Source organism: Verrucosispora sp. ts21, from assembly GCF_002879555.1.
GTDB classification, from domain to species: domain Bacteria; phylum Actinomycetota; class Actinomycetes; order Mycobacteriales; family Micromonosporaceae; genus Micromonospora; species Micromonospora gifhornensis.
Window position 1 is genome coordinate 108,447 of the sequence record NZ_PNOZ01000005.1, and the last position, 14,669, is coordinate 123,115.

Here is a 14,669-nt window from a genome sequence, read left to right on the forward strand (position 1 = left end):
TACCCGACGCCGCTCAGGTGAAACCGGAAGTCAGCCGCCGTGCCGGCTCCACTGCGCCCCGACCACCGCCTCGGTGGCCTCGGCGGCCGCCTGCTCCGTCCACGGGCTCACCGCGCGCTGTCGCGGCAGCAGGGGCTCGTGCATCGGCACGTACACCCGGGCGTCCACCACCTCGGCCAGCAGCAGCGCCGTGACCAGGCTGCTCGGCCGCAGCAGCGGTTCCTCGGCGAGACAGCGCCGACACATCTCGGCCACCTCGGCGGGCAGCCCGGGCACCTCGGGCAGCGGCTGCGGCGGCTGCCGCCGCTGCGGCCCGAGCAGTTGGGTGACACTGTCGGCGGTGTACGGCAGCCGCCCGGTCAGGCAGTAGTAGAGCAGCACGCCGAGGGCGTACATGTCGGCTGCCGGCGTGCTGGGCGCCCGACGCAGCTGTTCCGGGGCCAGGTAGGCCGGCGTACCGACGACCATGCCCTCGCCGGCGGTGTCGGCGGCCCCGGCGGGCGTGGCGATGCCGAAGTCGAGCACCTTGACCCCGGACGGCGTGAGCATCACGTTTGCCGGTTTGACGTCGCGGTGCACGATGCCGTGCCCGTGCGCGGCGGCCAGGGCGGCGCTCACCTCCGCGCACACCCGCACCGCGATGCGCCAGTCCAGCGGGCCGGCGCGCAGGTGGGCGGCGAGCGTCTCGCCCTGCACCAGCTCCATCACCAGGTACGGCGTCTCCCGGCCCGGAATGGTGGCGCAGGTGCCGAAGTCGTGCACGCTGGCGATGTTGGGATGCGCCAACCGGGCGGCGGATCGCGCCTCGGCCCGGATCCGTTCCACCGACGCCGTGCCGTCCGGCTGATCCGGGGACACCAGCTTGACCGCCACCGGCCGGTCCAGCACCGTGTCGTGGGCCCGCCAGACCTCCGACATGCCGCCGACACCGATGCGCTGTTCGAGCCGGTACCGCCCGTCCAGCGTTCTCATCGACCGCCCCTTGCCCTCGCCTCGTGCCTGCCTCACCGGCGGCTTCGGCACCCGTACCCCGCCGCCGATCAGGGCAAACCGGCCTGAGATCGCGGTCGGTGCGTTAGCGTGCGAGCCGGGAGCGCGATACCAGGGAGTCTGGAGGGATACGGGTGATGAGTGAGGTGACCGTACGTTTTGTCGGTGGCCCGGCCCACGACCTGGTTCGGGAGCTACCGGCCGGCCCCGACGGTGCTCCGCCCCGCCTGTGGGTGCTGCGGCGACCGGAGGCGGCGCCCACGCCGGCCGCCGACCATCTCTACGCCCGCCAGCGGCCCGACGGCACGGCCTGGACGATGCGCTACGTGCGAACCGACCCGGTCGGGGTGACCGAATGACCCACCGGTACGCACAGCCGGCTCACAGAATCCGCACAAGCCGTCTCCAACGTGCCGGACCACGATGAGCTCATGATGACCGAGAGGGAGGCCGGGCCGGGTCGGGTCGAGCTGCGCCGGCCCGACGGCGAACCGGTCCGGGTGCTGGTGGTCGACGACGAGCCGACCCTGACCGACCTGCTGTCGATGGCCCTGCGCTACGAGGGCTGGCAGGTGCGCACGGCCGGCGACGGCATGGGTGCGATCCGCACCGCCCGACAGTTCCAGCCCGACGCCGTGGTGCTCGACGTGATGCTCCCCGACCTCGACGGCTTCCAGGTGCTGCGCAAGCTGCGCGAGGACAACGCCACGGTGCCGGTGCTCTTCCTGACCGCCCGGGACGCGGTGGAGGAGCGCGTCGCCGGGCTGACCGTGGGCGGCGACGACTACGTGACCAAGCCGTTCAGCCTGGAAGAGGTGATCGCCCGGCTGCGCGCCCTGCTGCGCCGCTCCGGCTTCGCCGTCACCGCCCGGCAGGAGGCGGTGCTGACCGTCGGTGACCTCACCCTGGACGAGGAGAGCCACGAGGTACGCCGCGGCGGTCAGCTGATCACCCTGACCGCCACCGAGTTCGAGCTGCTGCGGTACCTGATGCGCAATCCCCGTCGGGTGTTGAGCAAGGCGCAGATCCTCGACCGGGTGTGGAACTACGACTTCGGCGGCCAGGCCAACGTGGTCGAGCTGTACATCTCGTACCTGCGCAAGAAGATCGACGCCGGTCGGCAGCCGATGATCCACACGCTGCGGGGTGCCGGGTACCTGCTCAAACCGGCGGAGTGAGCGTGCTGCGCCGCTGGGTGGCAGGGTGGTCCCTGCGGACCCGTCTGGTGGTCACCCTGGTCGCCCTGCTGGCCGTGGTCAGCCTGGCCATCGGCGGGATCACCACGGCGGCGCTGCGGGAGTTCCTGGTCTCCCGGCTGGACGAGCAACTGCTCCCGATGGCGGGGATGCGCGCCGGGGCACCGTGGGAGCCGGGACCGGGCACCCCGTCCTGGAACGACGTGCGGGTGCCGCGCGGCTTCCCGCCCGGCACGATCAACGCCCGCGTCGTCGACGGGCAGGTCACCGAGGCGTGGACGCTTGCCGACCGGCAGGAACGGGCGGTACCTGTCGACGAGGTCGCCGCGTTGGCCACGGTGCCCACCGACGGCCGCGCGCACAGCCGCGACCTCGGCGACCGGGGCAGCTACCGGCTCGTCGCCCGGCAGTCCACCGCCGGCACCGTCCGGGTGCTCGGCGTGCCGCTGTCCGGAGTGCAGGAGACCGTGTGGTGGATGGTGCTGGCCCAGGCCGGGGTCACCGCCGCCGGGCTGCTCGTCGCCGGCACCGCCGCCACGGTGATCGTCCGGGCCACCCTGCGCCCGCTGCGCCGGGTCGCCGCCACCGCCGGCCGGGTCAGCGAACTGCGGCTGGACCGGGGCGAGGTGGCGCTCTCCGAACGGGTGCCGACCGCCGACACCGACCCGCGTACCGAGGTGGGGCAGGTCGGTGCCGCACTCAACCGGCTGCTCGGGCACGTCGCCGCCGCGCTCGCCGCCCGCCAGGCCAGCGAGACCCGGGTACGCCAGTTCGTCGCCGACGCCAGCCACGAACTGCGTACGCCGTTGGCCGCGATCCGCGGCTACGCCGAGGTGGCCCGCCGCGGCCACGACCAGGTACCGGCCGACGTGGCGCACGCCCTGCGCCGGGTCGAGTCGGAGAGCACCCGGATGACCAGCCTCGTCGACGACCTGCTGCTGCTGGCCCGGCTCGACTCCGGCCGCCCCCTGGCGGTCGAGCCGGTCGACCTCACCGCCCTGGTGGTGGACGCGGTAAGCGACGCGCACGTCGCCGGCCCCGACCACCGCTGGCAGCTCGACCTGCCCGACCAGGTCATCCGGGTACCCGGCGATCCTGCCCGGCTGCACCAGGTGCTGGCGAACCTGCTGACCAACGCGCGGGTACACACCCCGCCCGGCAGCACCGTCACCACCAGCCTGCGGCTGGCCGACGAGGCCGCCGAACTCAGCGTCACCGACGACGGCCCCGGCGTCCCCGCCGAACTACGGGCCGAGGTCTTCGAACGGTTCGCCCGCGGCGACAGTTCCCGCTCCCGCGCCCACGGCAGCACCGGCCTCGGCCTGGCCATCGTCGCTGCCGTGGTGGCGGCCCACCACGGCAGCGTCACCCTCGACAGCCGGCCCGGCCGCACCGTGTTCACCGTCCGACTACCCGACCCCACCCTGGACGGCGGATAGCAGCCGAAGGCTCCACAGCCGGCCAACCGCGGCCCCGCCCTGACAGCCCCGCCACACGGCGGCCCTGACGGCCAGCCTTCCCCGCCTGCGGATTGCCCTGGCGGCCGGACACCGCCCCACTGGCGCGGCAGCGGGGCGGACGTCGGCGTAGCGGGGCAGACTGGGGGCGTGTATCGGGAACGTCCGGCCGGGGTGGCCGGGGCGGTGCTGTGGACCAGCAGCGCCCCGGCGCACCCGCGACCCGTCCGGGTGCTTCCCGACGGATGCCTGGACCTGCTCTGGTCCAGCCGGGCCGGGCTGCTGGTCGCCGGGCCGGACCGCACCGCGCACCTGAGTACGAGCGCACCGGCCGAGCACTGGGTCGGGTTGCGCCTGCCGCCCGGTGTCGGCCCGGCCGTCTTCGGGGTCCCCGCCGTCGAACTGCGCGACAAGCGGGTGCCCCTGGCCGACCTCTGGGGTGCCCGGGCGACCCGCCTCCTGGCCGACCAGGCGGCCGACGCTGCGGTGGGCCGTGGCGCTGCCGATGCCGGGCTGTACGAGGTTGGCACGCTCCTGGCGACGGTGGCGGTGCGCCGACTGCGGACTGCCGGCGGAGCTGACCCGCGGGGCCTGCGGATGGCCGCCGCCCTGGCCGCGGGAGCCACCGTGGCCGAGACCGCCGCCCGGGCCGGGCTCGACCAGCGCAGCCTGCTGCGACACAGCCGACACCTGTTCGGGTACGGCCCGAAGACCCTCGCCCGGATCCTGCGGATGCGCCGGGCGCTGGCCCTGGCCCGGGCGGGCATGTCGCTGGCCGAGGTGGCCGCCCGGGCCGGCTACGCCGACCAGGCGCACCTGACCCGCGAGGTGCGCGCCCTCGCCGGTGTGCCACCCACCGCACTGCTCACCCCCTGAGCCCGGCACCGGCCTGAGCCCGCACCGGCTCGACCAAGGCACCGGCTCACCGGTCGCTGGCAACTCCGGCGGTGCTCACGACTCGGCAGGCGGCAGCGGGGCGAAGAGGTCGACGGCGTTGCCGTCCGGGTCGTGTACGACGGCGTAGCGCTGCCCCCATACCGCGTCCCAGGGCGGCCGGTGCCCATGACCGCCCGCTGCGGTGAGCTCGGCGTACCACCGGTCCACCTCGGCCGGGTCGGCGCAGCGGAAGGCCAGCGCGGTGCGCGCGCCACCCACCGGTGGGGTCCAGTCCGGGTCGAAGGAACGGATCGTGGCGACGTCGTCCCAGGCCAGTCGCAGACCGTTGGGCAGCCGTACCTCCACGTGCGGTTCGCGTTCGGCGTCCGGCGGGATGTCGAGGCCGAGCCGGCGGTAGAAGGCGACGGTGCGGGTCAGGTCCGTGCTGACCATGCCGATGAGGTCGAGTTCTGGGGTCATGGCCGCAGGCTACGGCGGATCGCCGGCCACCGTCTTGAACGAAACGGACGCCAGATGTGGGCGTTGTGCCCGACAGGACACCGAAGATCGGCGTACGGTGGCAGAAGTCCGGCTAGACCATGAATGTGAGCTTTGTTGCGGTGTAGCCGGGGTTCGACACGGCGAGGGAAAGGAGCGGTCGGTGAACCACTTGGCCTACCTGGACGCGGGATCCGGCAGCCTGATCGTGCAGGCGGTGGTCGGCGGGGTCGCTGGCGTCGCGGTCGCAGCCAAGCTCTACTGGCGCAGACTGGTCAGCCGGTTCCGCCGCCAGCCCACCGACCAGAGCTGACCTGGCATGGCGATCCCGCACCTGCACCACCCCGCACCGCCCGGGAGCAACCTGAGCGCCGCGCCCGGCACCGACCTGCCCGCCGTGGCCGGCAGTGACCTGCGCGCCGAGCCCGGATCGTTCCGCGATCCGGCCAACCGGGTCTTCCACGCCGGCCAGGACGTGCTGCGCGCGCTCGACGAGACTGCGGCGGCACACTGGCGGGCCCTGGCCGGCAGTGACTTCTTCCCGCCGCTGATGGCCGCCGGCAAGGTCTGCGGCACCGAGGAGATGCCGGCGGCCACGGCACCCCAGCGGTGGGCGGCGGTGCTGCGGCACGACCGCATCCCGTTCGTGTCCCACCCGTACGAGTGGTCGTTCACGATGCTGCGTGACGCCGCGCTGTTGCACCTGGAGATCCTCCGGGAGGCCCTGCCGGCGGGCTTCACCACCAAGGACGGGTCGGCGTACAACCTGCAGTGGCGGGGCACCGAACCGGTCTTCATCGACGTGGGATCGTTCGCCCCGCTACGCGACGGCGAGCCCTGGGCCGGCTACCGGCAGTTCTGCCAGACGCTGCTCTACCCGCTGCTGCTCAACGCCCATCTCGGGGTCGACTTCCGCCCGTGGCTGCGCTCGCAGGTCGACGGCATCGAACCGGACCAGATGGGCCGCCTCTTCCGGGGCGTACGCCGCCTGCTGCCGGGCGTGTTGACCCACGTCCACCTGCACGACAGCGTGCAACGCCGCAACGCCGCCCGCACCACCACCGACGTACGCGCCCAGCTGCGCGACGCCGGCTACAGCCGTGAGCTGGCGCTGGCCACCGTACGCGGGATGGAGAAGCTGGTCCGGCGTCTGGACCATCAGCCGCCGACCAGCCACTGGGTGGACTACCAGCGCACCTGCGGCTACTCCGAGGCCGACCGGTCGACCAAGGAACGCTTCGTCACCGCCGCGCTGACCAGCGCCGCCCAACGGCGACTCGTGCTCGACCTGGGCGCCAACGACGGCCGGTACGCCCGACTGGCCGCCGCGCACGCCGACTACGTCGTCGCGGTGGAACAGGATCCGGCGGTCGTGGACCGGCTCTACCGCGCCCTGCGGGGCGAGGGCGAGCGGCGGGTGCTGCCGCTGGTGATGGACCTGGCCGACCCGTCACCCGGTGGCGGTTGGCGCGGCGTCGAACGGGCCTCCTTCGCGGCCCGCACCGGCGCGGACACCGTCCTGGCCCTGGCGCTGGTGCACCACCTGGCGATCGGCCGCAACGTGCCGCTGCCCGAGGTGCTGGCCTGCCTCACCGCCCTGGCCGCCCCCGGCGGTCGGCTGGTGGTGGAGTTCGTCCACCCCGAGGACCCGATGGCCCGCCGCCTGCTGGCCAACAAGCCCGACGGGCTGTTCCCGGACTACCGGCGGGACGCCTTCGAGGCGCTGCTCGCGGCGCACGGCACCGTCGAGGACCGGCTGGAGCTGCCGTCGGGTAGCCGGACGCTGTACCGGGTGGCCCTGGGTGGCTGACCAGCCCGGCACCGGGCAGCGGACGCGTCGCTGGCGGTGGGGGTGGGGCGGCTGGCGGACCGAGGTGGGTCGACTGCTGGAGGTCGCGGCGCTGCTCGGCCTCGTGATCACCCAGCCGCTGCTGGACGTGCTCGGGCGCAGTCCGGACTTCTTCCTGTTCCACCGCGCCGACCGTCGGGAGATCCTGCTGCTGGTGGCCCTGGTCGCGGTGCTGCCGACGGTGGCGGTCGGGTTGCTCGGGCTGGCCGGCGGGCTGCTCGGGCCGACCGTGCGCGCGGGGACGCACACGTTGCTGGTGGGCCTGCTGGTCGCCGCGTTGGCCGTGCAGGTCGGTCGGCAGCTCACGCCGCTGCGGGGCGTACCGCTGCTGCTGGTGGCCGGGGTGGCCGGCGCCGTCGGGGCGTACGCCCATTGGCGCTGGCGGGCGGCGGGCCGGGTGCTGCGGGTGGCCGCCGTCGGTCCGCTGATCTTCGTCGGGTTGTTCCTGTTCGCCTCGCCGACCGCGCCGGTGGTGCTGCCCCGCGGTGACGGCGGCGCGGCCGGCACCGCCACCGGCAACCGGCATCCGCCGGTGGTCGTGCTGGTCCTCGACGAGCTGCCGCTGGTCTCCCTGCTCGGCCCGGACGGCGGCATCGACGCGCAGCGGTTCCCGCACTTCGCCGAGTTGGCCGCCGCGTCCACCTGGTACCGCAACGCGACAGGGGTGAGCGGCTGGACGCCCTACGCGCTGCCGGCCATGTTGACCGGCCGCTACCCGGCGCAGCCGTACGCCCCGCACTACTCGCACTACCCGGACAACCTGTTCACCGCCTTCGGCGGCCTGTACGACATCCGCGCCGAGGAGAGCATCACCCGGCTCTGCCCGCCCAGCCGGTGCGAGCAGCCGATCATGCCGGAGCAGGGGCTCGGCGTCCTGGTGCGCGAGACCGGCCAGTTGCTGCGCCAGGTGACCTCGCCGCAGGACAGCCGGATCGACCCGGAGAACTCCTACCGGGAACGCACCGCCGAGGAGGCGGGCATCGATGCCGCCGAGCCGGTGCCGGACGACCCGAAGTTCCGCTGGGACAGCCTGAACGTCAACCAGCCCGCCCGCTTCACCAGCTTCCTCAACGGCCTGACCCCCGCACCTCGACCGACGCTGCACTTCCTGCACCTACTGATGCCGCACTCGCCTTGGGCGTACCTGCCCTCCGGGGCGCGCTACGAGGCGCCGGAGGAGTTCCCCAACGAGGGCGACGGCTGGGTGGACCTGGCCCGCGCCCGTCACCTGGCACAGCTCGGCTACACCGACCGGCTGATCGGCGAGACGCTGCGGACGCTGCGCGAGACCGGCCTGTGGGACCAGTCGCTTGTGGTGGTCACCGCCGACCACGGGGTCAGCTTCACCAAGGGCGCGCAGGGCCGGGGGATGGACGCCATCCGGGCCGCCGCCGACGAGGTGGCCTGGGTGCCGACCTTCGTCAAGACACCGGGACAACGCGCCGGCCGGGTCGACGACCGCAACTGGGAGCACGTCGACCTGCTGCCCACCATCGCCGACGAGGCCGCCATCTCGCTGCCGTGGCGGGTCGACGGCCGCTCCGCCCGCCAGGCGGCGCGCACCGAGCCGGGCAAGGTGTTCTACGACCGGCCCGCCGAACCGACCCCGATCGCCGGCGGGGTGCCCGACCCGTTGCCACCGCCGGCCCCGCATCCGTTGGTCGGCACCGTCGTGGCGGACGCTGCGCCCGGCGGCACCGTCCGCATCGGCGGCCAGGACGGCTTCCGGGCCGTCGACCCGGACAGCGGCCAACTACCGGCACTGATCTGGGGCACCCTGCCCGAACAGGTCCCCGACGGCACGCTGCTGGCGGTAGCCGTCAACGGCACAGTCGCCTCGGTGGTGCCGGTGGTCGCCCCCGACCCGTCAGGACGGCGGTTCGCCGCCCTGATCGCCGACGACCGGTTCTTCCGGGCCGGCGCGAACCGCCTCGACTTGTACCTGGTCGAGCCGACCGGCACCCTGCGGCAGCTCACCATCTCCTGAGTCGTCGCACAGTCCCGTTTCGACAGGGAACTTCCACGCTCCGTGTGCTCTCCGTGCCTGTGTGTCCTGATCGTCGGGGTTTCCCCGCCGCCTGGTCGGGAATCGGGTGACGCATACCTCACCGCAGAACCACGGCGGGCGGTGTTGTCGCAACCGCAATTACGGTAGAAGCGAAGGCAATTCAACGTAGATCTGCCGGCGAAGCGAGGAAACACATGACGGAAGTCAAGCTCGATCACCCCGGCGGGCAGCTGTCGATGCCGGTACATTCCGCGGTCGAGGGCCCCGCCGGCATCGGTGTCGGCAAGCTCCTGAAGGAAACCGGACTCACGACGTACGACCCCGGTTTCGTCAACACGGCCGCCTGCTCGTCCGCGATCACCTACATCGACGGGGACGCGGGCATCCTGCGTTACCGGGGTTACCCGATCGAGCAGCTGGCCGAGAAGAGCTCCTTCCTGGAGGTCTCCTACCTGCTGATCTACGGTGAGCTGCCGACCAGCGAGCAGCTGACCGAGTTCAGTGAGCGGATCCGTCGGCACTCGCTGCTGCACGAGGAGATGCGCCGGTTCTTCGACGGCTTCCCCCGGGACGCGCACCCGATGGCGGTGCTCTCCTCGGCGGTGAGCGCCATCTCCACCTTCTACCAGGACAGCCTGGACCCGTTCGACGCCCAGCACGTGGAGATGTCCACGGTCCGGCTGATGGCGAAGGTCCCGACCATCGCCTCGTACGCCTACAAGAAGTCCATCGGTCAGCCGCTGCTGTACCCGGACAACTCGCTGGGCTACGTGGAGAACTTCCTGCGGATGACGTTCGGCGTGCCGGCGGAGCCGTACGAGGTGGACCCGGTGATGGCCCGGGTGCTGGACATGCTCTTCGTCCTGCACGCCGACCACGAGCAGAACTGCTCCACGTCGACCGTACGGCTTGTCGGTTCCAGCAACGCCAACCTGTTCGCCTCGGTCTCCGCCGGCGTGAACGCCCTGTTCGGCCCGCTGCACGGCGGCGCCAACCAGGCGGTGCTGGAGATGCTGGAGCGCATCCAGGCCAGCGGTGGCGACGTGCAGTCCTTCGTCCGCAAGGTCAAGGACAAGCAGGACGGCGTCAAGCTGATGGGCTTCGGCCACCGGGTCTACAAGAACTACGACCCGCGTGCCGCGATCGTGAAGAAGGCGGCCCAGGACGTGCTCGGCCGGATGGCCAAGCCCGACCCGCTGCTGGACATCGCCATGGAGCTGGAGGAGATCGCCCTCGCCGACGACTTCTTCGTCTCCCGGCGGCTCTACCCGAACGTGGACTTCTACACCGGCCTGATCTACAAGGCCATGGGCTTCCCGACGAAGATGTTCACCGTGCTGTTCGCCTTGGGCCGGCTGCCCGGCTGGATCGCACAGTGGCGCGAGATGATCAACGACCCGGAGACCAAGATCGGTCGGCCGCGGCAGATCTACACCGGTGCCACCGAGCGCGACTACCTCCCGCTCGAAAACCGCTGACCCGTAAGGAAGGGCCCCTTCTTAACGCCTGGCGTAGAGGAGGGGCCCCTTCTTAACAAGCGACGAAACACGAACGGCCGCCGCCCCGGAATCGGGGTCGGCGGCCGTTCGTGGTCCGCGAGGAGGGGGTTTGTACCCCGCGGGCCTAGTGGTACGGATGGTCGTCCTCGCCGCCGGCCGTGGTGGGCAGCGAACCGAGGACGTGGTCGATGACGTGGATGCGAGCGTTCGTCGCCTGGTAGTCGGCGCACACCGTCTCGGCCTCGTTGCCGAACCGGGCAACCGACCCCTGAGCGGTGACGGTGAGTTCGCCCTCGGCGACGGTCTTCACCGTGCCGGCGGCGACCATCTCGGCGACCGACATCGGCGCGGTCACCAGGTGCTCGCGCAGCAACTCACGTAGTTCGTCGGTGTCGTGCAGCAGCAGCTCGTCGAGGTTGGTCCGGGAGAACTTCTCGGCGAACGCGTCGTCGGTGGGCGCCAGGACGGTCACCCCGGTCAGCTCGCCGGCCAGGCCCGTGGCCCGAACCGCCGCGTCGAAGGTGGTCAGCACGGGAATCCACTGCACGGCCTGGTCGGCGGGCATGCCGGCGAGCGACTCCGGGTTTCCCGGCTCGGTGCCCGCCGGCAGCTCGGCACAGAGTGGACCGGTGACGGTGAACGCGACGGGCGTGATCCCGTCACCGTCCGTCGCGTCGCCACCGGTACACCCCGTGACCGCCAGCAGCGTGGCCAGCGCCAGCCCTGCGGCCGGGCCGGCCCGTCGGACCCGCCGTGGTGTCGGCCTCATGGTGTCGAGGAAGACGTCGGTCACGATGTTCTCCACTCCGCACTTGGTGTACCGGCAGGCCGGGCGCGGATCCGGCCTGCCGGTACGTCTGTTACCGGTTGACGGTCAGTGACTCAGATACGAGCGCACTGGCCGATCTTGAGACCCCGAACGGTGTTGGGGGTCTCCAGGTTCACCGGCGTGACGGCGTTGCTGGTGCAGGTCAGCAGGCCGGTGAGGGTGTTGCCCGCCACCAGCGGCGCCCCGATGACACCGTTGGCCACGTTGGCCGGGCCGCTGGCCTTGGTGCCGTGCACCAGCACCGAGCCGCTGATCTTGTTGCCGACCATGATGACCGGGCCGGCGGTGTTGAGCACGTTGACCATCGCGTTGACCTTGCTGTCGGTCAGCACGAACCCGGCCGCGCGGTCAGCGTTGACCAGACCGTTGATCGTGCTGCCGGTGGCGATGAGCGTGGCACCCTTCTTCACCGTGATCGCGCCCCGCACGGTGGCGTCGGCGATGCAGGTGACACCGGAGACCGTCAGCGCACCCTTGCGGGTACCGGTCACGGTCGGCATGATCCGCTCGGCGGCGACCAGGCCGGCGACGGCCTGCTCGTCGAGCAGCAGCGGCACCAGGCCCCGCTGCGGCTGGGACAGCGGAACGATGTACCCGTCGTTGGTCTTGATGACCTTCCAGCCGTGCGCGGCGAGCCGCTGGGCGACCGTGGTGCCCTGGCCGCCCGGACCGTCGGTGCGGGCGCCGTTGTACTGCTCCTCGGTGAGCTTGTACGCGCACGGCGCGTGCTGGAGGATGTTCTCCTCGCGCGGAGCGTCGACCGGCGGCGGGGCCTCACCCGGGTGCGGGGCGGGGTACGCCTTGATCTCCCGGGAGCCCTCGAGAACGATCGGTCCGGTGTTCGCGGACTGGAACTGGATCGCCTCGGCCCGGGCCTTGTTGAGGTCCTTGAGCTGTGCGCCGTGGTACTGGAAGAACTGGTTGAACGTCCACAGACCCGAGTAGGTCTTACGCCGCCGGTTGTTGGCGGTGTTGCTCTCGTTCGGCCGAGTGGGGCCACCGGAGCTGCGCAGCTCCAGCAGAGAGTTGACCACGTTCTTCAGGCCGAGGGTGTTGCGCAGGATGGTCTCCTGACCCAGACCCACGGTGGCACCGGGGGTGCAGCCGTAGGGGCAGGCCCACCAGCCGTCCTTGGCACCCTGGGTGTACATGTGGCCTTCGATCATGTCCTGCGACTCGTCGAAGATGCCCTGAGGCACGTTGGCGTGCCGCGGCGACAGCATCGGCAGGTCACCGGTGTTGGCGTTGCCGTACTCGTGGCCGTCGTAGCCGGCGATCGGCCGGTAGTCGCGGACCATCTCCGCGAAGGCCTGGGTCTCCGGCTGACGGATCAGCGAGTGGTCCCGGTTGAGGTCCTGACCGGTGGAGTTGCCCCGGCTGTTGGCCGCCCGGCCGTCACCGTTGATCGTCGGGACGATCAGCACGGTGGTCTTCGACAGCAGGTTGAGCGTGGCCCGGTCCTGGGTGAAGGCCAGCTGACGCGCCATGATGAAGCACGCCTCACGGTCACCCGGCTCGTTGCCGTGCACGTTGCAGTTGACGACCAGCGGGCTCGTCGCGGCCACCGCCTCCGGGGTCGCCGGCGGCTTCGGGTAGCCGATGATGAACATGTTGATCGGCCGGTTGAGGACCGTGCGGCCGATCTCCGTCACGCGCACCCGGTCGCTCAGCTCGTCGATGGCCGCCGTGTACGCGTACTCGTTGACGTCGCTTGTGTACTGCGCGCCGAGGGTCTGCTCCCACTGGGTCCGCAGGTTCTGACCCGGGATGTTCGGGTCGCCCCAGTGCGGCTTGGTGGTGCCGACGACGGCGGCCGAGTACGGCTGCGCCTCGGTGCCGAAGCGCGCCCGGACCCGCCACTGGAAGCGGTCACCGGGAGCGAACCCAGCGTCGGCGAAGGTCGGCTTGTCGTTGTTGATCTGACGGTTCGGCCGCCAGAGACCGACGATCACACCGTTGCCGGTCGCGGTGCCGTCCTCTGCGACGGGCGTCCGCTCGATCTGGTAGTCGGTGGCGCCGTCGACGTGGGTCCAGGCCAGGGTCGTGTAGCCGTCGCCCTGGACCACCGTCACGTTCTGAACCTGGTTCGGCTCCGCCTGCATCTGAAGAGCGGTGGCGGCCGGCTTTCCGTGTGCCAGCGCCGGCAGCGCCGTCACCGCGAGGATGGCGGCAAGGAGGCTGGAGAAGACACCGGCCTTTGTCCGTCTGTATCGCAAAGGGATCTCCAAACAGGAGGTATGGCTGGGTGTCAGACAGCACACCCGCCGTGGACTGGGCACGGGGCCGGTGGCTGGGATTCTTGAGGATCATCTGAGGTTCACCTCACATCCCGGCTTTGACCGCCGAGTCAGTCCACCCGCAGTCGATATCCCACTCCGCGCACGGTCTCCACCAGTTGGGGGTTCTCCAACTTGCCACGCAACGCCGCGACGTGGACGTCGAGGTTGTGCCGGGTGGCCCAGGTGGTCTGCCACACCTCCAGCTGCAACCGGTCCCGGGGCACCACCGTCCCCGCCTGCCGGGCCAACGCCACGAGCAGGTCGAACTCCTTGCGGGACAGGGCGACCTCCCGCTCGCGGATCCAGACCCGGCGGGCGTCGACGTCGATGCGCAGCGGCCCGATCTGAAGGGCAGCCGCCGCCCGCACCGCACGGCCGGTCCGCCGCATCACCGCATCGATACGGGCCTGCAACTCGACCATCGAGAACGGCTTCACCACGTAGTCGTCGGCACCGGCGCGCAGCCCCGCCACCCGGTCGTGCTCCTCCGCGCGGGCGGTCACCGCGATGATGGCGACTTCCTCGTTGTGCTGGCGGATCCGCCGGCACACCTCCAGACCGTCGCGGTCCGGCAGGTTCATGTCCAGCAGGATGAGGTCGACCGGCTCGGCTTCGGCCGCCTCGGCGGCCGTGAGCGCCTGCACCACCTCGTGCCCCCGTCGTCGCAGCGCCGAGGCGAGCCCCGCCGACACACGCAGATCGTCTTCCACCAGGAGCACCCGCACCTACATCCCTCCTCGACCCGCCCCCGCTGGATGTACGCGAGTCTGTCGGATGTGAACGTGCGTTGACCAGTGCGGATACAAGATCGTAACGCTAGAAACGGCTACCCGAACGGCCCTGGCGGCAACCCGAGACTGCGCACTGTCGTGTGACGATCACCCTACGTGCCGGGCGCGACGGCTCGGTCACCACGACCCGGCCCGCGGTCGTCACCGCCTGTATCAGCTCCGCCGCCCGGCCGTCCCCGCACTGTCCCCTTTGCTCTGCTTCAACCCACGCAACGGTCACCGACAGTGCGGGACACTGCGCGTCCGCTTCTGCCGCCCGCCGGATCCGCCCAGCTCAGGCGCTATTGCGTGGGTTGAAGCAGAGCAAAGGGCGGTGGGGGAATAGTCGCTGATCACCGTATCGGTCACGCAACGCCACATCCCGGTCCGTGACACCACGGCAGGCGATCCCACACTC

At 71.5% G+C, this 14,669-nt stretch carries 13 protein-coding genes; 8 read left to right on the forward strand and 5 right to left on the reverse strand.

What is annotated here, in order from left to right; genetic code table 11:
• Nucleotides 1–30: 30 nt before the first annotated feature.
• The gene (locus tag C1A38_RS03460) at nt 31–972 is read right to left on the reverse strand and encodes a serine/threonine-protein kinase (RefSeq protein WP_102656361.1); all 942 of its coding nucleotides are present in this window, start codon (nt 970–972) and stop codon (nt 31–33) included.
• 155 nt (nt 973–1,127) lie between these two features.
• Here C1A38_RS03460 and C1A38_RS03465 point away from each other — a divergent pair, with 155 nt between their 5' ends.
• The 4 genes from C1A38_RS03465 (at nt 1,128) to C1A38_RS03480 (ending at nt 4,519) form a co-directional block, all read left to right on the forward strand.
• A complete protein-coding gene (locus tag C1A38_RS03465) occupies nt 1,128–1,349 on the forward strand; it encodes a DUF8847 domain-containing protein (RefSeq protein ID WP_102656362.1) in 222 nt (73 codons plus the stop codon).
• A gap of 75 nt (nt 1,350–1,424) precedes the next feature.
• Nucleotides 1,425–2,168, forward strand: a complete 744-nt coding sequence (locus C1A38_RS03470; protein ID WP_373306981.1) for a response regulator transcription factor — start codon at nt 1,425–1,427, stop codon at nt 2,166–2,168.
• Nucleotides 2,169–2,185: 17 nt separating this feature from the next.
• On the forward strand, nt 2,186–3,625 hold the full coding sequence (locus tag C1A38_RS03475) for a sensor histidine kinase (protein ID WP_102656405.1): 1,440 nt from the start codon (nt 2,186–2,188) through the stop codon (nt 3,623–3,625).
• Between the two features lie 168 nt (nt 3,626–3,793).
• Entirely contained in the window at nt 3,794–4,519 is a 726-nt protein-coding gene (locus tag C1A38_RS03480) for a helix-turn-helix domain-containing protein (RefSeq protein WP_102656363.1), read from the forward strand.
• A 75-nt stretch (nt 4,520–4,594) separates the two neighbouring features.
• Here C1A38_RS03480 and C1A38_RS03485 read toward each other — a convergent pair whose 3' ends face one another.
• Nucleotides 4,595–4,999: a VOC family protein gene (locus C1A38_RS03485; protein WP_102656364.1), complete on the reverse strand. Its 405-nt coding sequence runs from the start codon at nt 4,997–4,999 to the stop codon at nt 4,595–4,597.
• Between the two features lie 181 nt (nt 5,000–5,180).
• On the opposite strand from C1A38_RS03485, the gene C1A38_RS31275 reads away from it, so the two are divergent.
• The 4 genes from C1A38_RS31275 (at nt 5,181) to C1A38_RS03500 (ending at nt 10,352) form a co-directional block, all read left to right on the forward strand.
• A complete protein-coding gene (locus C1A38_RS31275) occupies nt 5,181–5,330 on the forward strand; it encodes a hypothetical protein (RefSeq protein WP_013734425.1) in 150 nt (49 codons plus the stop codon).
• A gap of 6 nt (nt 5,331–5,336) precedes the next feature.
• The gene (locus C1A38_RS03490; RefSeq protein ID WP_233196588.1) at nt 5,337–6,827 is read left to right on the forward strand and encodes a class I SAM-dependent methyltransferase; all 1,491 of its coding nucleotides are present in this window, start codon (nt 5,337–5,339) and stop codon (nt 6,825–6,827) included.
• A complete protein-coding gene (locus C1A38_RS03495; RefSeq protein WP_102656365.1) occupies nt 6,820–8,853 on the forward strand; it encodes a sulfatase-like hydrolase/transferase in 2,034 nt (677 codons plus the stop codon). Before C1A38_RS03490 ends, C1A38_RS03495 begins: the two co-directional genes overlap by 8 nt.
• 215 nt (nt 8,854–9,068) lie before the next feature.
• Nucleotides 9,069–10,352, forward strand: a complete 1,284-nt coding sequence (locus C1A38_RS03500; RefSeq protein ID WP_102656366.1) for a citrate synthase — start codon at nt 9,069–9,071, stop codon at nt 10,350–10,352.
• Between the two features lie 145 nt (nt 10,353–10,497).
• On the opposite strand, the gene C1A38_RS03505 is transcribed toward C1A38_RS03500, so the two are convergent.
• From C1A38_RS03505 to C1A38_RS03515, 3 genes are all read right to left on the reverse strand, one after another.
• Nucleotides 10,498–11,178, reverse strand: coding sequence for a fasciclin domain-containing protein (locus C1A38_RS03505; protein WP_102656367.1), 681 nt, complete (start codon nt 11,176–11,178; stop codon nt 10,498–10,500).
• A gap of 77 nt (nt 11,179–11,255) precedes the next feature.
• Nucleotides 11,256–13,418: a M14 family metallopeptidase gene (locus C1A38_RS03510; RefSeq protein ID WP_233196589.1), complete on the reverse strand. Its 2,163-nt coding sequence runs from the start codon at nt 13,416–13,418 to the stop codon at nt 11,256–11,258.
• A gap of 131 nt (nt 13,419–13,549) precedes the next feature.
• On the reverse strand, nt 13,550–14,206 hold the full coding sequence (locus tag C1A38_RS03515; RefSeq protein ID WP_102656369.1) for a response regulator transcription factor: 657 nt from the start codon (nt 14,204–14,206) through the stop codon (nt 13,550–13,552).
• Nucleotides 14,207–14,669 lie beyond the last annotated feature (463 nt).